The following is a 20492-nucleotide window of genomic DNA, read 5'->3' as shown; positions in this document are numbered from 1 at the left end:
CGATGGCCATTCCAAAACTTAATGATTACGCGCTGCCGACGGCGGACGAACTGCCGCAAAATAAAGTCACCTGGCAGGTAGAACCGCAGCGCGCCGCGCTGCTGATCCACGACATGCAGCAGTATTTCCTCAATTTCTGGGGCGAAGACAGCGCGCTGATTAAACAGGTGGTGGAGAACATCGCCAACCTGCGCCGCTACTGCAAACAGCAGGGCATTCCGGTGTTCTATACCGCGCAGCCGAACCAGCAGAGCGATGAAGATCGCGCGCTGTTGAACGACATGTGGGGGCCGGGCCTGAACAAACACCCTGAGCAGCAGGCGGTGACCGCCGCGCTGGCGCCGGACGAAGACGACACGGTGCTGGTGAAATGGCGCTACAGCGCCTTCCTCCGCTCGCCGCTGCAGGAGATCCTGCAGGAGTCCGGCCGCGATCAGCTGATCATCTGTGGCGTGTATGCGCACATCGGCTGCCTGACCACCGCCATCGACGCCTTCATGCGCAATATCCAGCCGTTCATGGTGGCCGACGGCCTGGCGGACTTCTCGCGCGACGAACACCTGATGGCGCTGCGTTACACCGCCGGCCGCTGCGGCCGGGTGGTGACCACCGCCTCTCTGTTGCCGGCTGCCGGTATCGCCAGCATCGATGCGCTGCGTCAGCAGATCCTGCCGCTGCTTGACGAAGACAGCGAAGACATGGGCAACGATGAGAACCTGATCGATTACGGTCTGGATTCGGTGCGCATCATGGAGCTGGCGACCCGTTGGCGCAAGATCCGCGGCGACATCGACTTTATCGCGCTGGCGCGCAACCCGACCATCGACAGCTGGTGGGCGCTGCTTTCCGAAGAGAAAGCCTGATTTTAATAACGAAAGAGGGCGGCCGAGCGGCCGCCCCGTTGGCTCTATAAGGAGATTACGATGAATACTTTGATAACCAAGGGAAAACGTGCGGCATTTCCGCTGATGCTACTGTCCACGCTGTTGTTCTCTAACTCGTTGCTGGCGCAGACCGCGCCGGAAGTGCTGCGCAAGCCGGTTGGCAAGGGCGCCTATGAAATGGCCTACAGCCCGAGCGAGAACGCGCTCTACCTGGCGACGTCGCAGAGCCGTAAGCTGGACAAGGGCGGCATCGTTTACCGTCTGGATCCGACCACGCTGGACGTGACCCAAATTATCCATAACGACATCAAACCGTTCGGCGCCGCCGTCAACGCCAAGACCGGCACGCTGTTCTTCGGCAACACCGTCAATAACTCGGTGACCGCCATCGACGCCAAGACCGGCGACGTGAAAGGCCGCCTGGTGCTGGACGCGCGCAAGCGTTCCGAGACCGTCAAGCCGCTGGCGCCGCGCGAACTGGTGGCGGATGCCGACAGCGATACCCTGTACATCACCGGGCTGGGTGAATCCAGCGTGGTGTGGGTGGTGGACGGCAAGGATCTGACCCTGCGCGCCACCGTGACCGACACCGGCAAATACGGCACCGGCCTGGCGCTGGACGCCGCCGCCAAGCGCCTGTACGTCACCAACGCCGACGGCGAGCTGGTGACCATCGACACCCAATCCAACAAGGTGCTGTCGCGCAAGAAGCTGGATGAGTCCAAAGAGCACTTCTTCCTGAACATCAGCCTGGATACCGCTACCCATCGCGCGTTCATCACCGATTCCAAGCAGCCGCAGGTGCTGGTGGTGGATACCCGCAACGGCAACATCCTGAGCAAGATCGACGTGCCGGAGTCGCTGGCGGTGCTGTTCAACCCGGCGCGCAATGAAGTTTACGTCACCCATCGCCAGGCGGGCGAAGTGAGCGTAATCGACGCCAAGAGCTACAAGGTGCTGAACACTATCAAGACGCCGACCCACCCGAACAGCCTGGCGCTGTCGCCGGACGGCCAGACGCTGTACGTCAGCGTCAAGCAGGCTTCCAGCCGCGAGAAAGAAGCCACCGCGCCGGACGACGTGATCCGCGTAGCGCTGAAATAATCCCGCTCAGGGTAAGCGCACACCGAACAGGCGAAGCGGCGACGCTCCGCCTGTTTTTTTTCGCCCCAGGATCTGCGGTATAAAGTGTGCATTGATCCGTTAACCCGAAGGAACGTTGGTTATGCCCGCCTCGCGCACCCCGCTGTTGTTGTCCATTATCACCCTGCTGCTGCTGGCCGCGCTGATCCACAGCGGCATCCGCCCTTACGATCGCACCACCTGGCTGATGGAGGTGGCGCCGGTATTGATCGCCTTGCCGCTGCTGTGGCTGACCCATCGCCGTTATCCGCTGACGCCGCTGCTCTATACGCTGATTTTCTTCCATGCGCTGATCCTGATTTTCGGCGGCATGTACAGTTACGCCCGCGTGCCGCTGGGGTTTGAGGTGCAGCAGTGGCTGGATCTTGGCCGCAACCCGTACGACAAACTGGGGCATTTCTTCCAGGGGCTGGTGCCGGCGCTGGTGGCGCGCGAGATCCTGCTGCGCGGCGGCTATGTGCAGGGCCGCAAGATGCTGGGCTTTGTGGTGTGCTGCATCGCGCTGGCCATCAGCGCCGTGTATGAGCTGATCGAGTGGTGGGCGGCGCTGGCGCTGGGCCAGGGCGCCGACGAGTTTCTCGGCACCCAGGGCGATCCGTGGGATACCCAGTCCGACATGTTCTGCGCGTTGCTCGGCGCGCTAAGCGGTTTGCTGCTGTTCGCCGGTTGGCAAGACCGGCAAATTCGCCGCCTGCGCTGAGTATTTTCCGACGTTGCTCAGGCCCGCCTTATGGCGGGTTTTTTTATTTATGCTCAGTTTGTTAATCCACTTTATGCGTGCATTGAATTAGAAAAAGGCTGCAAAATTCACTCTGTGAATTGTATGGTGAGATTGAATATGTATTTGTTTTTATTGTATTTTATTCCTTCTGTTAAGAATTTTCTTATCATTTGCGCTATGCTAATATTGCCACGTTTGATAGGGGCTAATGGGCGTTAACCAGTTTATCGCGCAGGGAATTATGAGATACATAATTAATAATAATATTAAATATCATGAAGATAGATCGGAGCTGATCTCGCTGCATGACGACATTCCGCCGATTGTGCTGACGGCCACGCTGAACCGCCTGCTTTCCGCCCTGGTGCGCAACAATAACCTGGTGCTTTCCCGCGATACGCTGCTGACACAGGTGTGGGAGGCGCATGGCCAGGTCGCTTCCGGCAACAACCTCAACAACACCATTTCGATTCTGCGCAAAGCATTCTCTTCGCTCGGCGAGGAAGAGATTATTGCCACCCTGCCGCGGCAGGGTTTCATGTTTACCGCCCGCGAGCTGAAGACGACAGATAGCCAGGCGGAGGCGCTGATGGTGCAGAACGCGGCGCTCGTCGGCGAGGCCGCGCCTGCTGCAGAGCCTGCGGCTAGATTGACGCGCTTCAAACGCATTGGGCTGAGCGGGTTGCTGCTGTTGGCCGCAGGAAGCGGGATCTGGGCCTGGCAGGAAACGGGATATCCTGCGGCAAGTTTGATGACGGTGGGAAAAATAGGAAGCTGCGATGTGCAATTTATTACCTCCTATCACAGTGTCGGTCCCGGCGAGATCGACCTGAACCACCTGAAGAGGATGTTGCAAGAAAAGAAAACGGCAACTTGCGGCGAACCGGCGACGTTGCTTTATTATGACAGTCAGGCATTGGTGCCCAATGCCAGCGGGCGTGTCAGGGCGTCTTATTTCTATTATTGTCCGCAGGAGGCGATGACCTCTGGCAGGGTACAATGCGAGAACTACTATGAAAGCTGGGGTTTATAGCTCGGCATATCGCCATCGTTACGCCATAGTTGCGGCGGTGGCTGTGCTTGTTTGCTGCGTTTCTACTTATTTTTTATTTTTTAAACCGCAAATTCCGCAATGTACGGCGGTTGAACGTTTCGTCAACCAATATGAAGGAAAAATGCTGGAGAGAACGCTGTTGGTGAGTGTGGTTCCTGATGGGGTGAGGCATGCCACCATATTGTTTAATGGTAGCGTGTTGTACGATGGTAAGCGTTATATCATTGAGCGTTCCCTGGGGATAGACTACCGAAAGTGGGGGGGGAACTACGAATTTCGGGTCCGGGAAAATATCAAAAAACCGCCGGACACGCTACAAGACGAGGCGTTGAACCGCAGTTTGCCAATGGAAGGGCAGACGATTCACTTGCGTATTGAAAAAATGGACGCACGCCATTATCTGTTTGTGGATAACCATGCGCCATATTATGTCTGCGTGACATCCTCATAAGAACAACCTGTACCCCCGGCACGATCGGGGGCAAGGTTATGATTCATAATCCCGGGTGATTTATTAATTAATTTAGATGTCGTTATTATCTATAAGCTTATTGACACAGGGGCCGTTGATATCTCGTGGGCAAAAGGTCAATTGTTCCTTGCCGCTTTTTGAGTCTTCACTGCGGATATTATCGTAGTAATAAACGTCGGCGCGCGTTTGGCAACTGAAACCAGCGCGTTGTATGACCCGTTTGATTTGACCTAAATCGCCACTGCCTAACGTCATGCTGTAAATCTGGCAATTCCCGAAGCTTCCCAAAGGATAAACATTAATGCGCGTGCTGTTTTGATACAGTACGATGGCAGCAAAAGGTACCAGACAGGCCGCCATGATCATAATTAATCTCTGTAGCGAGCGCCGGATACCCGGCTGTTTATTTTCCGGTGGCGGAATGGTGGTGGTTTCCAACGTGTTTTTATGATCTTTCTTATATTTCCCCTGATTTGAATCTGTCTCGTGAATACTAATGGCGCTGAATTTAAACCCCTGGCGGGGATAAGTCACGATAATATCTTCTGTACCGCATTGCGCCAAAGACTTCCGCAAACCGGAGACGTAATTATTAAGGTTGTTATTCGAAGCCTTCAGGCCATGTTCGACCCACACTTCATTAAGCAATCTCTCCCGCAGCAACAGATTGTTATTATTACGAATGAACATCGATAACAGCCTGGCGCTGGGCTTAAGTAAAGCTATTTTATTGCTGGCGTTATCGATATGCGCCAATGTGCCGTCCTCCTCATTATAAAGGACGATGTCATTTATGATGAAAATCATTTCTCTTTCCCGTCAACTTTCCTGTCGAGAGATTATTCTGATGGCTGCATGTCTTTTTTTCAATCCTCTTACCTGGTCGTAAATAGGATTTTTCTCTCTATTGTTATAATAGAGGTGAAATATTTGTTTGTTTACAAGTTTTTTAAAATAAATATCGATAATTAAAATCTATTTTTTGGATTTTAAATCTATTTAATTTGTATTTTTTAGATTTAAAAACTGTGTTTTTGTCTATTTTAAGCATAACGTTTCATTTGACGATGTGAGGATGTAAATTTGTTCCCACTGATACGGGGCGCCAAATGCAGCGTATTAGCCATCGAGGCAACGCACAGAAAATGAAAACACTGCCGCATTGCCTCGGTGACTTACGGATTTAATTTACTCCACTGTTTACTAAGGAATGTAAGGGACTTATATGAAACTGAACAAAATTATGATTGCCGCCGTGCTAGCTTTCGGCACTTCTTCCATGATGGCCCAGGCAGCGAACCAGGGTAGCGGTACCATCACTTTCACCGGTGAAATCATCGATGCGCCATGCTCTATTGCACCGGGTAATATCGATCAAACCATTCCTATGGGGCAAATCTCTAACCTGAGCCTGAAAGACGGTCGCGCATCTGAATTAAAACAGCCGGTTAAGATCGAGCTGGAAGACTGTACCAGCGCCACGCAGAAGACAGTGCAAACGACCTTCACCGGCCAGCCTGGTGGCGCAACCGGCACCGATAATAAAATGATCGGGCTGGGCAGCGGCAGTACTGCCAAAGGCGCAAGTATCGTTATGACCGATAATGCAAACAGCAATGCCGTGGTTGAGCTGGGCAAAGCGACTGCGGGCCAGGGTATTAAGGCAGGTCAAGAGAAAGCAGTTCTGGAATTCACCGCCTTCCTGAAGGGTAACGGTGGTGCTTTGGATACCATCGTCCCTGGCGCATTCAGCAGCGTAGTTAACTTCGCGCTGAACTACCAATAATCGCTTTATTTGGATAATGCCAGCATGCGGGCTAACCCGCATGCTTTTTCCCTGAATGAATTCCTGTTTACAAGGGATAATCTCTATGGCCCTTATTGGCAAAAAATTAGTGGCGCCTTCCCTATTGGCAGCGATTTTTACGGCTCAGGCGATGCCGACGATGGCCTCGGTTATTGGCTGGGGAAGAGTCAATATGGAAGGCGCTATTGTTAATGCGGCCTGTGCCATTGAATCGGGCAGCCGCGATCAAACCATCGACATGAAAACTTTGCCGGTGGAGGAAATTTCCCGTGACGGGCATGGGTTGACCCGCCCTTTTACGCTGAAATTAGTGAACTGCGGGTTATCGGGTGATAACACCGCTAATTCCGGGCGTCAGCATTTCCGCATGATATTTGACGGCAATGCCGAGGGGAAATCCTTTGGCGTCATCGGTAATGCTCGCGGTGTTGCATTACGTATTGCCGACAGTATCGGTCAAGAAATTTATCCCGGGGTGCCGATGTCAATAGAAAACTCCCTGACAAAAGATTATCGCTTGAATTATTCAATGCAGCTGGTGGCTAACCGCCAGGTATTGCGCGCAGGGGATTACCGCTCCGCCATTCGTTTTAAATTGGATTACTACTAATTATAAATAAGTTAAAGGTTGGCGGAATCATGGATGCGAGAAAATTTAAATCGGGTGCGCTCCCGCTAAGTTTATTAGGGATATGTATTTCTCTGGCTCTCTGCGGCATGACATTTCAGGGGCGAGCGGATGATGCGATTCAATTCAACACCGACATCCTGGATATCAACGATCGCAAAAATATCGATCTCAGTCGCTTTTCCAAAGGCGCTTTTATTATGCCGGGCAAGTACAGCATGACGGTATTGATGAACAAACAGTCATTGGATGAACAGCAGGTGGCTTTTTATCCGCCGGAAAATGATCCCGAGGGCAGTGCGGCCTGCGTGTCGCCGCAGCTGGTTGAAAAAATGGGCTTTAAAACCGAGTTTCTCAAGCAGCTGCGCTGGTGGCATAGCGAGCAGTGCCTGGACTTGACCAGCCTTGAGGGTATCGAGGCCAGGGGCGATCTGGCGGTGTCGGCGTTGTATCTGAACATTCCCCAGGCTTATTTAGAGTACTCCTCGCCGGATTGGGATCCGCCGGCGCGCTGGGATAACGGCATTCCCGGTTTGCTGCTGGACTACAACCTGAACGGCCAGGCTCAGAAGAGCCGCAACGGTGGGGGGCAGACGCAGCGTCTGAGCGGCAATGGCGCAGTGGGCGCCAACCTGGGCGCCTGGCGGCTGCGGGCAGACTGGCAGACCAGCCTCAATCACCAGACCGGCTCAGGGGAATCGAGCCAGAAAACGTTTGACTGGAGCCGCTATTACGCCTTTCGCGCGTTGCCGAAGTGGGGCGCGCGTCTGGCGCTGGGGGAAGATTCTCTGCAGAGCAATCTCTTCGACAGCTTCCGCTTTACCGGCTTCAGCCTGGTATCGGATGACAACATGCTGCCGCCTAATCTGCGCGGCTATGCGCCGGAGGTGGCCGGCATCGCCAAAACCAACGCTAAAGTCACCATTAGCCAGCAGGGGCGAGTGCTGTATGAGGCGCAGGTTGCCGCCGGGCCGTTCCGCATCCAGGATTTGAGCGACTCCGTGATGGGCAAGCTGGACGTTAAGGTTGAAGAGCAAGACGGCAGCGTGCAGCAGCTCCAGGTGGATACCGCCAGCATTCCTTACCTGACGCGCCCCGGCATGGTGCGCTACAAGTTCGCCGGCGGCCGGCCGTCGAATTGGGAGCACAATTTGCAGGGGCCAACCTTTGGCACCGGCGAATTCTCCTGGGGGGTCAGCAATGGCTGGTCGCTGTACGGCGGGGCCATCGCCGGAGGGGATTATAACGCGCTGTCGCTGGGGGTGGGGCGCGACTTGCTGGTGTTTGGCGCGCTGTCGTTCGATACCACGCACTCGCGGGCAAGGTTGCCGATCGAAGACGGTACCAAAAAAGGCGGCTCGTACCGGCTGAGCTACTCGAAAAGCTTTGATGAATACGACAGCCAGGTCACCTTCGCCGGTTATCGCTTCTCGGAACAGAACTTTATGACCATGAGCGAATACCTGGACGCGCGCTATCACGGCTTGCAGAACGGCAAAAGCCGGGAGATGTACACCATCACGTTCAACAAGCAGTTCCGCGATTTGGGGCTCAGTACGTATATCAACTACGACCACCAGACCTACTGGGATAAGCCGACCGGTGAACGCTACAGCCTGGCGCTGTCACGCTATTTCGATCTGGGTTCGTTGAGAAACATGAGCGCCTCATTGACGGCCTACCGCAACAAGTCCAGGGGGACCAACGACGACGGCATGTACCTGAGCCTGACGGTGCCGTGGGGGGTGAATACCAACCTCAGCTACAGCAGTTCGTGGAACCGTAACAATAACAGCCAGCGGGTGGGGTATTACCAGCGGTTGGATGAGCACAACAACTATCAGCTGACCGCCGGCAGGTCGCGCAGCGGCGAATCCGCCAGCGCGTTTTACAGCCACGATGGCGATGCGGCGCGTATCGACGCCAACGCCAGCTATCAGAGCGGCGAGTATTCCTCGGTAGGCATGAGCCTGCTGGGCGGCGTCACGCTGACTGGCCAGGGGGCGGCGCTACACCGCAGCGGGGGCGTTGGCGGTACTCGCCTGTTGCTGGACACCGATGGCGTGGCCGGGGTGCCGGTGCGCGGTTATGGCGCCACGACTCGCACCAATATGTTTGGCAAAGCGGTAGTGACGGACGTCGGCAGCTTTTACCGCAGCCGGGCGAGTATCGATCTGACGCATTTATCTGACGACGCCGAAGCGATGCAGTCGGTGGTGCAGGCGACGCTCACCGAAGGCGCCATCGGCTACCGGCGCTTTAACGTGATTTCCGGCCAGAAAGCGATGGCGGTGATCCGCCTGGCGGACGGCAGCACGCCGCCGTTTGGTGCCGAGGTGTTCAACCGCCGCAAGCAGCAAACTGGGATTGTGAACGATGGCGGCAGCGTCTACCTCAGCGGTATCCGCGCCGATGAACAAATGACGGTGCATTGGGAAGGGAAGGCGCAATGCGAAATCACCCTGCCGGCGGTGCGTACGGATATCGCTCTGAACGATTTATTGCTGCCGTGCCGGCGAGTGGCCGCAGGCGCTGGAAATGAAGGCCAGGCGGCGGATGCCCCGGAAAACCCGTAAATGCAATTTTTGACCAAATGGAACCTTATTATGCGAAACAACACTGTAAAAACGCTGTCGGTAGCCGGCCTGCTGACCACCACTTTGCTGAGCGGCCAGGCGCAGGCCGCCATCGCGCTGGATCGCACCCGCGTGATTTTAAACGGTGGCGATAACTCGGTCAGCATGAGCATCACCAATAAAAACACGCAGCTCCCTTATCTGGCTCAGGGCTGGCTGGAGAATGAGCAGGGGGAAAAAATCACCAGCCCGCTGATCGTGTTGCCGCCGGTGCAGCGGGTAGAGCCGGGCGCACAAAGCCAGGTCAAAGTGCAGGCGCTGCCGGCCGCCAAGGCGCTGCCGCAGGATCGCGAGAGCTTATTCTACTTCAACCTGCGCGAGATCCCGCCAAAGAGTACCAAGGCTAACACGCTGCAAATCGCGCTGCAGACCCGTATCAAGCTGTTCTATCGCCCGGCAGCGATCGTGCCGAACAAAAACGCCGCGTTCAGTCCGTGGCAAGAGCAGTTGACTCTGACTCGCCAGGGCGAGGGCTTTAGGGCCAACAACCCGACCCCGTATTACATCACGCTGGTTGATGCTCGCAGCAGTAAGAATGGTAAAACCGCCGCCGGTTTTGAGCCGCTGATGGTGCCGCCAAAAGGCAGCGTCGCGTTAGGGGCCTCCGGCTTGGGCAGCGCACCGGTGCTGACTTATATCAACGACTACGGCGGTCGCCCGGATCTGACCTTCAAGTGTGGCGCCGGCGATTGTCAGGTCGTGCCTGAGAAGCAAGGGTAACCGGCGCAGGTAGCGGCGTCCCATCAGTTGAGGCGGCAGGGAAAACAATGCAAAGAATCGGTACGGGCTGCAACAGCCAAGGGAGAGGCGCTTTAACGCGACGAGCAGGCCAGGCGGCGCTATTGGCGCTGGTTTTGATGGCGAGCCAGCAGAGCCAGGCAGAGCAGGGTAATAGCGGCGTGTTGTTTGTGCATGGCGCATTAACCGAAGGCGCCTGCCGGCTGGAGATGTCTTCGGCTTATCAAGATATCTGGCTGGGTGAAACCACCACGGGCAGCCTGGCGGTGCCCGGCAGCCGCGCGCAGCCGGTGGCCTTCAAGCTGCGGCTGCGCGACTGCACGCGCATGGGGGCGGCCATCAGAGATCCTCGCTTGGGTTACCGGCTGTGGGATGCCTATCAGCCGGCCGTGACGGTGAGTTTCACCGCCCCTGCTGATGCGGATAATCCACAGTTGGTACAGGTAAAGGGGGCCAGTGGCTTGGGATTGCGCGTGTTGGATGCCGATCATCAAGATGTGCGGCTGGGAAGCCGCAGTCGGCCGCAGTTGTTGACGCAGAGTGACAATGGTCTGCAATTTTATGTGATGGCGGAGCGTACGCGGGCCCCTTTGTTGGCCGGTGCGTATCGCGCCGCGATCGATTTTCGGATGAATTATGACTGAGATGAGCGGTATGGGCGATTTCTCATGGCGGCGTAGGTGGCAAACCGGCAGTGAATATTTCCTCTTGGGAGGCATGCTATTGCTCACCGCCGCTGCCACGTCGGTGTTAACCCTCCTGGTCATGTTGATCGTGAGCCACCCTGCCCACGCCGCCTCGGTGGACGTCACGGTGAAAGGCGTTATCACCGCAAAACCAAAATGTGAAATCAATGGTGGCAAAGATATAGACGTGTTATTCGGCGAGTTGAATATCGCGGACATTGATGGCGTTAACTATGGCAAGCGCAAGATCCCCTATCAGGTGGTTTGTGATGGTGATACTTCCGGGATGAATGGATTAATGAAGGTCAAGTTGCAGGGCATCAGTCCAAACTTTGGTGACGGTTTGTTGCGCACTGATAATAACGACCTGGCAATCAAGTTGCTGCAGCAAAGTAATCAGCAGTTAAAACTGAATGAGTGGCTGAATTTTTACTATCCCTATATCCCGGAATTACAGGCTGTGCCAATAAAACGTAACGGCGCCACCTTACGCGGTGGGGATTTTTCAGGCGCCGCGACATTACTAGTAGAAGTTCAATAAGGAGATGGACATGAAGCGTTTTACAGGATTGGCTGCCTTGGCTTTTATTGGGGTATTGGCCAACGGAACGGCACAGGCGATAAATGTGAACTTTACCGGTAAGCTGGTAGAGCAGCCTGACTGCATCCTCAATGCGGGTAAAGATATCACCGTTAACTTTGATAACGTCGCCGTTAAAAAAATTGACGGCGTCGGCTATAAGAAAATGGAGATCCCTTATAGCGTTTCCTGTTCAGGCGGCACGCCGAACACCGGGCAGCTTAAGGTGATGTTGGACTTTGTCGAGGTTTCCTGGGGGGATTACAGGCCGCTGCAATCCAACATTCCTAATCTTGGGTTGCGTATCACTCAGGGCGCGGGGGATACGACTTACGCCAGCAAAACAAAACTGGATATCGATGAAAAAAACCCGACCAAGCTGTATGCCGTGCCGATCGCGCGCCCTGGCGCTTCGCTGGTCGGCGGTGATTTTACCGGTTCGGCGACCATGACCGCGATGTATGAATAGTGCCCTACCTGCACCGGGGAATACTCCCCCGGTGCTAATTAAGAGCGCTAAATAAAACGGCTGCGGTGCTGCGGAAAATCCTGAGGGATGATGCTGCGTTTTAAACTTAATGCGTTTCTGGCGATTAAGAGGTTTTATGACTTTTCGGAATAACTGTTTTTTTAATGACAAAATAGCCTGGCTAATTAAAGGATTGTCTTTTTTATCCGTCGCTTTATTTTTAAGTTTTTCTCATCTGGCCACGGCGGGGATGGTTTGGCAGACTACGAATGCGCCTATCAATAAGGATGGATCTATTGTTATTGCAAACTCCAAGGCTGCTGGCGCTACGGGAGCCGCTGTAAGCATTGATTATAATGACCCAACGCCCAACCCTTGCCATCGAGAGAAGTCCTGTAAAGTTGTCGTCGGCGTTTCACATAATCGCGAATTACAGTCCGCGTGGCCGTATGTGGAATCCACTTTGAACACACAGTGGGCTGGGAGTGGGGGGACTGGGGCGTCTACCGTAATCCCTGCAATGCTGGATGCTAAAACAATGGGGGAGTTGTATACCATTTTACGTTCTCATGGACTTTTTGCCGGCTTAAGCGTGTCGGGGTATTCTGTTCCATATTATTGCGATCCGGTGTTGCCGGGCGCGAAGTGCAACGTTAAAAACAGATGGGAAGCCTATTCAAAGGTGTGTTATGCATTGGCTTACATGACCTATTCAAGTGCATATTATATATCGATGCCAGGGCAAGGATGTATTGGCCCTACCCCCCCAAACAATGAGTGCAAGGTCGATACCGGTTCGGTGATCTTAGATCATGGCGAATTGACGGCTGATGCGGTAAATGGCCACAGAAAAAATGAAAGCGTGCGTATTTCTTGCACTTACCCCGCCAACGCCAATTTGGCTGTTTACAGTAAAGATGCCAATGAAAAAATTATGCTGAAAGCTGATGGAAGCCTATATTCCACAGTGACTATTGATGGCGTCTCTGGTGTTTCTGGCAAGACAATAAATATTCCTCAGGGTGGCGCTACGATTAATCTGGAGTCCACGTTACATACTCTTGGCAAGGTTGAGGCCGGGCCTTTTAGTGGAAGTGCCATTCTGGTTGTAAATAATTACTGACAATGCCGCGCATCGTTTAATTCAATGTTTTTTTATGTGGAAGTATCCAGCCAGGTTGCCCGTTAGCCATTTACTTTCTATGAGGTTAAAAATGAAACCCGTCAAAATCATTATCGATGACGAAAACCGCTATTTCGCCGCGGGTTTACGCCACAGCATCACGGAATATGCACGGGCCAACAAGAAGTCGGTGTATTTTTTAACGATGGGGAGTATGGCCCCCCCCGATATCGTGCTGACGTCGGTACGACGCCGCGCTCAGCGCTGGCGCCGGGCGGGCAATGGTGCGTCGGTGGCCTCGATTGTCATGATTAAGGAAAGGCCGGTTAACTCCGCCGGTGACATTAACGGTGTGCTCTATCGTTCGGATAATCAATGTCGCCTGTTTGAATTGCTGACTGAAATCTTGTCCAGCGTTCAATATCCAGTGAATGAACGCCGTACGTTGACCGCGCGTGAGCGACAGGTGATGGGGTATATGCGGCACGGTTTTGATCAGTCGCAGGTTGCCAGAATTATGGGTGTGAGCGTTAAAACGGTGCATAGCCATAAGCGTTCTGTCATGGGAAAGTTAATGCTCTGTCGCAATCATGAGTTGCTGTATTGGCTTTTGTCGCATGAAGGAGAATTATCTTAACCTCAACGAGGGATTTTCTATTTCCTGTATTTTGTTAAATTCTGGCAGGTAAAGTCTAGCGTATCGGGCATTAATTAATAAATACTGCTGATATTTATTTTAAATTTATTAGTTGAACGTAATTAATTACGCTCAGGCGCCCCTATGCCTCAGTCACGCACCGGTGAAATAAATCGGTGAATCAAGGGAGTTTAGTTATCTCTGTTGTCTCACCGGTTTTGTTGTGAGAGGCGGGGAGTTTTTTGCGAATGCGTGTTACCCAACCAGCAGGGATAGCCCTGCTTTTTTTCGTCCTTTGTCAGCCAGGGCTGTTGATGAGGCTCTATTGATAACTTAGGGAAATAATACCGCGCTGATACCGGGAGAGGTGCACTACTGGCAGGTTGCGCCTCTGTGCCGGGCAGCACAGGGAGGTCATGTGGATCTGTTTTTTCTGGCAGTATTTCTGTTTTTTTTGAGCCTTTATTCGTTTTTTCAGCACGCGAAGCGCATGAAGAAAAGACGACTGACCATTCAGGAAAATATGACCGGCAGGAGAGCCTGGCGGTGGTGGGACTAGGTTTGCTCTGTCAGGTGATACTCAGCTCAGAATAATGAAACCCGCCATAGGCTGGGTTCTCTCAATAGGGCGACCGGACTCGGACAACCGGCGCTTGCGCCGGGTTGAACAGCGCTTCAGCGCTGGCCCGCAGGGTGAGGCCTTTGGCCGAATAATCGAACGTAGTTCGATGGAGAGTCCGTACCCCGGAAAGCGAAAAACCCGCCATAGGCGGGTTCTTCTGAATAGGGCGACCGGACTCGGACAAGCGGCGCTTGCGCCGGGTTGAACAGCGCTTCAGCGCTGGCCCGTAGGGTGAGGCCTTTGGCCGAATAATCGAACGTAGTTCGATGGAGAGTCCTGTCCCTGAAAAGCAAAAACCCAGCCATAGGCTGGGTTCTCTAAATATGGTGCCCGGACTCGGAATCGAACCAAGGACACGGGGATTTTCAATCCCCTGCTCTACCGACTGAGCTATCCGGGCAACGCGCAGCATTAAACCGTATTGGCCGATGGCCGTCAACGGCTTTATGCGTGAAAGACGTTAAAATGCCTCCGGTTGCTGGCTTTTCAGGCAAAGGGCGCAAAAAATGCGCCTGCTGTGGCTATCACCTTGGGTTGGCGGCGCCGTAAGCGCGGCTCGCTCAGCTTAGCGCCCCGTTGCGGCGGCACTGTGCCACCTGCAAGATGTCTTCCGCCAGCCGTTTGGCGACCGATACGTCCTGGAGTTGGCGTTTTACCAGCAGTTTGCTCAGGCAGCCTTCCTGAATCAATTCCATTTGCTGCGCCACCATGTCGGCGTCGTCGGCGTCCATTTCACGCAGCAGTTCGCGGGTCAGCTCCAGTGAGGTCAGCTTTTGCTGCTCCGCCAACTGATGGATCGGGTGATCCGTTTCCGGGAAGAAGCTGCAGGCGGCGATAAACAGGCAGCCGGGGTAGCGGTCTTGCTGCACGTATTCCGCCAGCACGTCATAGCGCGCCAGCAGCTTTTGCTGCGGGCTCAGGTTTTCGTCCAGCAGCAGCTGGCGGCGCCAGGTGTCAATCTGTTGGCCGTGGTAGCGCAGGCAGTCGTACAGCAATGCTTCGCGATCCGGCCAGAACCGTTTGAGATCGCCGGGCTGAACGTCGAGTTTTTCCGCCAGCATCTCTAATGTGGCGGTCGCCAGGCCCTGTTGTTCCAACAGGCCCAGCGCGGTATCAAGGACGTGTTCACGTTGCACTTGTGCTTCCTCCCATTCGCTTCCGATCTTCAGTGTCATTTATCGCATCACTTTCTGCAAATGCGCGTTGAAGGCTTCCGCCTTCATAAAACCGGTGACCCGCTGGGCCGTCAGCTCCTGGCCGGCCGGATCGAAGAACAGGATCGTCGGCAACCCCAGCACCTGCAGATGCTTCAGCAGCGCCGCCTGTTCCGCACCGTTGGCGGTGACGTCCGCCTGCAGCAGCACCGCGTTGGCCAGGCTCGCCTGCACCGCCGCATCGCTGAAGGTGTATTTCTCGAACTCTTTACAGGCCACGCACCAGTCGGCGTACAGGTCCAGCATCACCGGCTTGCCCCGCGCCTGTTGCAGCGCGAGATCGAGCTGCTCGACGTTGTTGATGCGGGTAAACGTCAGGTGCGGCTGAGCCGCCTGCTGCGCCTGGTCGGCGCCGAAGGCCCAGTCCTGCAGCGGCCGCGCGGCGATCACCGCCGCCGCCAGCAGCAGAAGCTGCAGGGCGCGTGCCCAGCCGCGCGCGCTTCTCAAGCTCAGGGCGAAGGCCCAACCGAAGAACGCCAGGCCGAGCAGGCTCCACAGGCGCAGGCCCCACAGATCGCCGATCACCCGCTCCAGCAGGAACACCGGCAGCGCCAGAATGACGAAGCCGAAGGCCTCTTTCACATACTGCATCCACGGGCCGCTGCGCGGCAGCAGGCGGTTGCCGAACAGGGTGACGATCACCAGCGGAATGCCCATCCCCAGCGCGTACAGGTACAGCGTGCCGCCGCCGGCCCACAGGTTACCGCTCTGGGCGATATACAGCAGGATGGCGCTGAGCGGCGCGGTGGTGCAGGGGGAACAAATCAGCCCGGCCAGGGCGCCCATCAGGAACACGCCGGTCAGTGAGCCGCCGCGCTGGGTATTGCTCCAGTTCGCCAGCCGGGTTTGCAGCGCCGAGGGCAGCTGCAGGGAATAGAGGCCGAACATCGACAGCGCCAGCGCGATGAACAGCACCGACAGGCCGATCAGCACGTAAGGGTGCTGCAGCGCCGCCTGGAACTGCAGGCCGGCGGCGGCCACCACCAGCCCCAGCAGGGTGTAGGTGAGCGCCATGCCCTGCACGTAAACCACCGCCAGCGCCAGAATGCGGCCGCTGCTTTGCGGCCGGTCGCGGCCGAGGATGATGCCGGAGATCAGCGGGTACATTGGCAGCACGCACGGGGTGAAGGCGATGCCGATGCCGATCAGCAGCGCCCACAGCGGCGAGAACGGCAGGCTGGCCGGCGTAGCGGGCTGTTCGGTTGGTGCGGTGTCAACCGCCGGGAGCGGGGCGGCCGCGCCGGCGCTGACCGCGTCCAGCGGGATGATCCGGGTTTCCGGCGGATAGCAGAAGCCGGCCTCGGCGCAGCCCTGATAGGTGACGCTGAGGCTGGCGTTGGCCGCCGCCTGTTGCAGCGGCACCTGCAGATTCAGCTGCTGTTTGAAAATCGCCACTTCGCCGAAGAACTCGTCCTTGTGGCTCAACCCTTCGGGCAGGGTAAAGGCGCCGAGCGTCGCCTGCTGCGGCACCAGTTTGATCTGCTGGCGATACAGGTAGTAGCCGGGGCGGATCTGCCAGTTCAGCGTTACCTGGCTGCCTTGCTGTTTGAAATCGAAGGCGAAGGCCTGATCGACAGGCACGAACTGGCTGCCGCCCTTCGGCGCGAACAGCGAAGCCTGCGCCGCCTGCGGCAGGAAGAACAGGCTGCACAGCAGCAAAATCAGTTTAAGGAAGCGTTGATCCATAACAGGTAGTCTTTATCTCCGGCCATCACCGGCAGCACCAGCAGCTCGGGCGTCTGGTAAGGGTGATGTTGTTTCAGGGTGTCGAGCAGGGCCTGCTGACGGCGGCGATCGCTTTTGAACAGCATCTGCACTTCGTATTCCTGTTCCAGTTTCCCTTCCCAGTAATACAGCGAGGTAGCGCCGGGCAGCAGCGTGGCGCAGGCCGCCAGTTTATCGCCCAGGACCCGCGCCGCCAGTTCCTGGGCGCTGGCTTCATCGGGTGCGGTACAGAGTATGACGACAGCTTCGCAATCAGACATCTTCAGCCCTCTCATCGGTTCGAATGGGCACTATACCCTGAAGGCGGATTGGCTAGAAGGCGAGTTTATCGCCAGAAGGAAAACCGGGGCCGCAGCCCCGGTCGGAGCGTTACAGCATGATGCTGCCGAGCAGGAAGCCGAATACCACGGCGAAGATCACGCCCATGGTGCCGGGAATGAAGAACGGATGGTTGAACACGAAGCGGCCGATGCGCGTGGTGCCGGTATCGTCCATCTGCACCGCGGCGACCAGCGTTGGGTAGGTCGGCAGGATGAACAGGCCGGAGACGGCGGCGAAGGAGGCGACGGCGGTCAGCGGCGATACGTTCAGCGCCAGCGCCATCGGCATCAGCGCCTTGGCGGTAGCGGCCTGCGAGTACAGCAGCGCCGAGCAGAAGAAGAAGATCACCGCCAGCAGCCACGGGTGCGCCTGAATGACGCTGCCGGCCGTCTCTTTGATCCAGTCGATGTTGGCCTGCACGAAGGTATCGCCCAGCCAGGCGACGCCGAGGATACAAATACAGGCGCTCATGCCGGCCTTGAAGGTGCTGGAGTTCAGCACCATGTCGGTGTCGACGCGGCACAGCAGGGTGGTCAGCGTGGCGACGCTCAGCATGATGATCAGGATGGCGTTGGTGGTGTTCATCAGCGGCTTGGCCACCAGGCCCAGGCCCGGGCTGTTGATGATGGCGTAAGCCACCACGCACAGCACGCCCAGCAGGAACAGCAGCACCGAGGCTTTGGCGCGCGGTTTGATCGCCAGCGCGTTGTTGCCGCGCAGGGTGATCAGGCCTTCTTCCAGGCGTTTCAGGTACACCGGATCGTTAGACAGCTTGGAGTCGAACAGCCAGGTCACCAGCAGCGACATCACCAGCACGGCGCAGAAGGTGGACGGGATCACCACCATCAGCAGGTGCAGGTAGCTGACGCCGTGGCCTTCCATCACCGAAGACATGTACACCACCGCGGCGGATATCGGCGAGGCGGTGATGGCGATCTGGGCGGACACCACGGCGGTGGACAGCGGCCGGCAAGGCTTGATGCCCTGTTCTTTCGCCACTTCGGCGATCACCGGCAGCGCCGAGAGCGAGATGTTGCCGGTGCCGGCGAAGATGGTCAGGAAGTAGGTGACGATAGGGGCGAGAATGGTGATGTGCTTGGGGTTCTTGCGCAGCAGCTTTTCGGTCTGCTGCACCAGATAGTCCATCCCCCCGGCGACCTGCATCGCGGAGATCGCCGCGATCACCGCCATGATGATGGAAATCACGTCGAAGGGAATGCTGCCCGGCTTGACGCCGATCAGCGCCAGGACCAGAACGCCCAATCCCCCCGCGAACCCGATACCGATACCGCCCAACCTGGCCCCTAAAAAGATGGCCAGCAGAACGATAACCAATTCCAAGGCTAGCATAGTGTTTACTCCTTAAAATGAGAGAAATTGAAAATTAAACGTTAAAATTTTGTGGGCGCCGGAAAGTAAAAAGGCACGCTATCCAGAGGATTTAGCGTGCCTTTCAGGGCTACCGGGTAGGTCTGTTATTGTTCATTTTCATCCGTATAGCGTTTGGCTTTATAGGCCGGGTGCATCAGGTTCTCCACGGAGAAGATGTCATCCAGCTCGGCTTCGGTCAGCAGGCCGCGTTCCAGCACCACTTCACGCACGCTCTTGCCGGTTTCGGCGCAGATCTTCCCGACGATGTCACCGTTATGGTGGCCGATGAACGGGTTCAGATAGGTGACGATACCGATCGAGTTGAAGACGTAGTGTTCGCAGACTTCTTTATTCGCGGTGATGCCGTTAATGCATTTTTCCAGCAGGTTGTAGCAGGCGTTGGTCAGGATGTGGATCGACTCGAACATCGCCTGGCCGATCACCGGCTCCATCACGTTCAACTGCAGCTGGCCCGCTTCGGCCGCCATGGTAACGCAAGTGTCGTTGCCAATCACCTTGAAACACACCTGATTGACCACTTCCGGCACGACCGGGTTCACTTTGGCCGGCATGATGGACGATCCCGCCTGCAGCTCAGGCAGGTTGATTTCGTTCAGGCCGGCGCGCGGGCCGGAGGAGAGCAGGCGCAGGTCGTTGCAGATTTTGGACAGTTTCACCGCCAGGCGTTTGAGCGCGCTGTGCACCATCACGTAGGCGCCGCAGTCGGAGGTGGCCTCGATCAGGTCTTCCGCCGGCACCACCGGCAGGCCGCTGACTTCCGCCAGTTTTTGCACCGCCAGCGGCTGATAGCCTTCCGGGGTGTTGAGTGCGGTGCCGATGGCGGTGGCGCCCAGGTTCACTTCCAGCAGCAGCTCCGCGGTGCGATGCAGGTTGCGGGTCTCTTCGTTCAGCAGCACGCTGAAGGCGTGGAACTCCTGGCCGAGGGTCATCGGCACTGCGTCTTGCAGCTGGGTGCGGCCCATTTTCAGGATGGTTTCGAACTCTTTCGCCTTGCGGTCGAAGCCTTCACGCAGCTGGTTGATGGCGTCGATCAGTTTCTGGTTGGAGGCGTACACCGCGATGCGGAACCCGGTCGGGTAGGCGTCGTTGGTGGACTGGCACTTATTGAGGTGATCGTTCGGGTTCAGGTACTGGTATTCGCCTTTTTGGTGGCCCATCAGCTCCAGGCCGATGTTCGCCAGCACTTCGTTGGTGTTCATGTTCAGCGAGGTGCCTGCGCCGCCCTGGAACACGTCCACCGGGAACTGATCCATGCATTTGCCTTTATCCAGCACCTCGTCGCAGGCCTGGATGATCACGTCGGCGATTTTGCGCGGGATGGTTTTGAGTTCTTTGTTGGCCATCGCCGCGGCCTTTTTCACCATCACCATGCCGCGAACGAACTCGGGGACATCGCTGATTTTGCTGTTGCTGATGTAGAAGTTTTCAATCGCACGCAGAGTGTGAACTCCGTAGTAAGCGTCTGCGGGGACTTCACGTGTTCCTAACAGGTCTTCTTCGATACGAATGTTGTTTGACATGAGAACCTTCTCTATGTGTTGCTGCCGAATTAATAATTTGTCAGGTCAAGGCTAGTAAGGGCACAGCCTAAATTAATATTGCCGAAGGCTTGGGGCGTGAAACGATTAACCAAATCGCCC

20 protein-coding genes and 1 tRNA gene are annotated in these 20492 nt (G+C 56.0%); 14 read left to right on the top strand and 7 right to left on the bottom strand.

Annotated features, from left to right (window positions below):
• Positions 1-2: 2 nt before the first annotated feature.
• The 5 genes from EKL15_RS10655 to EKL15_RS10635 all read left to right on the top strand — a co-directional run bounded on the left by EKL15_RS10655 (position 3) and on the right by EKL15_RS10635 (position 4253).
• A complete protein-coding gene (locus tag EKL15_RS10655) occupies positions 3-863 on the top strand; it encodes an isochorismatase (RefSeq protein WP_100397131.1) in 861 nt (286 codons plus the stop codon).
• 60 nt (positions 864-923) lie between these two features.
• Positions 924-1988, top strand: a complete 1065-nt coding sequence (locus tag EKL15_RS10650; protein ID WP_060425210.1) for a YncE family protein — start codon at positions 924-926, stop codon at positions 1986-1988.
• Positions 1989-2109: 121 nt separating this feature from the next.
• Positions 2110-2727: a DUF2238 domain-containing protein gene (locus EKL15_RS10645; RefSeq protein WP_100397130.1), complete on the top strand. Its 618-nt coding sequence runs from the start codon at positions 2110-2112 to the stop codon at positions 2725-2727.
• Between the two features lie 229 nt (positions 2728-2956).
• Positions 2957-3781 (top strand): winged helix-turn-helix domain-containing protein, encoded by an 825-nt coding sequence (locus EKL15_RS10640; RefSeq protein ID WP_232734452.1) that lies wholly within the window; start codon positions 2957-2959, stop codon positions 3779-3781.
• Entirely contained in the window at positions 3762-4253 is a 492-nt protein-coding gene (locus EKL15_RS10635; protein WP_100397129.1) for a hypothetical protein, read from the top strand. The genes EKL15_RS10640 and EKL15_RS10635 overlap by 20 nt, the downstream gene beginning before the upstream one ends.
• 72 nt (positions 4254-4325) lie before the next feature.
• On the opposite strand, the gene EKL15_RS10630 is transcribed toward EKL15_RS10635, so the two are convergent.
• Positions 4326-5081 carry a winged helix-turn-helix domain-containing protein gene (locus tag EKL15_RS10630; RefSeq protein ID WP_100397128.1) on the bottom strand — a complete coding sequence of 252 codons (756 nt, stop codon included), beginning with the start codon at positions 5079-5081 and terminating at the stop codon, positions 4326-4328.
• 418 nt (positions 5082-5499) lie between these two features.
• On the opposite strand from EKL15_RS10630, the gene EKL15_RS10625 reads away from it, so the two are divergent.
• From EKL15_RS10625 to EKL15_RS10585, 9 genes are all read left to right on the top strand, one after another.
• Positions 5500-6060, top strand: coding sequence for a fimbrial protein (locus EKL15_RS10625; RefSeq protein ID WP_100397127.1), 561 nt, complete (start codon positions 5500-5502; stop codon positions 6058-6060).
• Positions 6061-6145: 85 nt separating this feature from the next.
• On the top strand, positions 6146-6691 hold the full coding sequence (locus EKL15_RS10620; protein ID WP_100397126.1) for a fimbrial protein: 546 nt from the start codon (positions 6146-6148) through the stop codon (positions 6689-6691).
• 29 nt (positions 6692-6720) lie between these two features.
• Complete coding sequence (locus tag EKL15_RS10615; RefSeq protein WP_100397125.1) at positions 6721-9285, top strand: outer membrane usher protein; 2565 nt, start codon at positions 6721-6723, stop codon at positions 9283-9285.
• Between the two features lie 30 nt (positions 9286-9315).
• The gene (locus tag EKL15_RS10610) at positions 9316-10065 is read left to right on the top strand and encodes a fimbria/pilus periplasmic chaperone (protein ID WP_100397142.1); all 750 of its coding nucleotides are present in this window, start codon (positions 9316-9318) and stop codon (positions 10063-10065) included.
• A gap of 122 nt (positions 10066-10187) precedes the next feature.
• Positions 10188-10727 (top strand): fimbrial protein, encoded by a 540-nt coding sequence (locus tag EKL15_RS10605; protein WP_369804004.1) that lies wholly within the window; start codon positions 10188-10190, stop codon positions 10725-10727.
• Positions 10720-11310, top strand: coding sequence for a fimbrial protein (locus tag EKL15_RS10600; protein WP_203089449.1), 591 nt, complete (start codon positions 10720-10722; stop codon positions 11308-11310). Before EKL15_RS10605 ends, EKL15_RS10600 begins: the two co-directional genes overlap by 8 nt.
• A 4-nt stretch (positions 11311-11314) precedes the next feature.
• Positions 11315-11818: a fimbrial protein gene (locus EKL15_RS10595; RefSeq protein WP_100397122.1), complete on the top strand. Its 504-nt coding sequence runs from the start codon at positions 11315-11317 to the stop codon at positions 11816-11818.
• Between the two features lie 136 nt (positions 11819-11954).
• Positions 11955-12941 (top strand): PapG chaperone-binding domain-containing protein, encoded by a 987-nt coding sequence (locus EKL15_RS10590; protein WP_157800504.1) that lies wholly within the window; start codon positions 11955-11957, stop codon positions 12939-12941.
• Positions 12942-13032: 91 nt separating this feature from the next.
• Positions 13033-13578 (top strand): response regulator transcription factor, encoded by a 546-nt coding sequence (locus EKL15_RS10585; protein ID WP_100397121.1) that lies wholly within the window; start codon positions 13033-13035, stop codon positions 13576-13578.
• A 946-nt stretch (positions 13579-14524) separates the two neighbouring features.
• Here EKL15_RS10585 and EKL15_RS10580 read toward each other — a convergent pair.
• From EKL15_RS10580 to aspA, 6 genes are all read right to left on the bottom strand, one after another.
• Positions 14525-14600: transfer RNA gene (locus EKL15_RS10580), tRNA-Phe, on the bottom strand.
• Between the two features lie 160 nt (positions 14601-14760).
• Entirely contained in the window at positions 14761-15336 is a 576-nt protein-coding gene (locus tag EKL15_RS10575) for a transcriptional regulator (protein WP_016929381.1), read from the bottom strand.
• Positions 15337-15375: 39 nt separating this feature from the next.
• Positions 15376-17100 (bottom strand): protein-disulfide reductase DsbD, encoded by a 1725-nt coding sequence (locus EKL15_RS10570; RefSeq protein ID WP_203089448.1) that lies wholly within the window; start codon positions 17098-17100, stop codon positions 15376-15378.
• A complete protein-coding gene (gene cutA / locus EKL15_RS10565) occupies positions 17076-17399 on the bottom strand; it encodes a divalent cation tolerance protein CutA (protein ID WP_004929657.1) in 324 nt (107 codons plus the stop codon). The genes EKL15_RS10570 and cutA overlap by 25 nt, the downstream gene beginning before the upstream one ends.
• Before the next feature lie 109 nt (positions 17400-17508).
• A complete protein-coding gene (locus EKL15_RS10560; RefSeq protein WP_038879248.1) occupies positions 17509-18810 on the bottom strand; it encodes an anaerobic C4-dicarboxylate transporter in 1302 nt (433 codons plus the stop codon).
• A 125-nt stretch (positions 18811-18935) separates the two neighbouring features.
• Entirely contained in the window at positions 18936-20372 is a 1437-nt protein-coding gene (aspA, locus tag EKL15_RS10555) for an aspartate ammonia-lyase (protein ID WP_004929659.1), read from the bottom strand.
• Between the last annotated feature and the right edge of the window lie 120 nt (positions 20373-20492).

The organism is Serratia sp. 4542 (assembly GCF_016805595.1).
GTDB classification, from domain to species: Bacteria; Pseudomonadota; Gammaproteobacteria; order Enterobacterales; family Enterobacteriaceae; genus Serratia; species Serratia nevei.
This window is presented reverse-complemented; position numbering and strand designations above follow the sequence as displayed.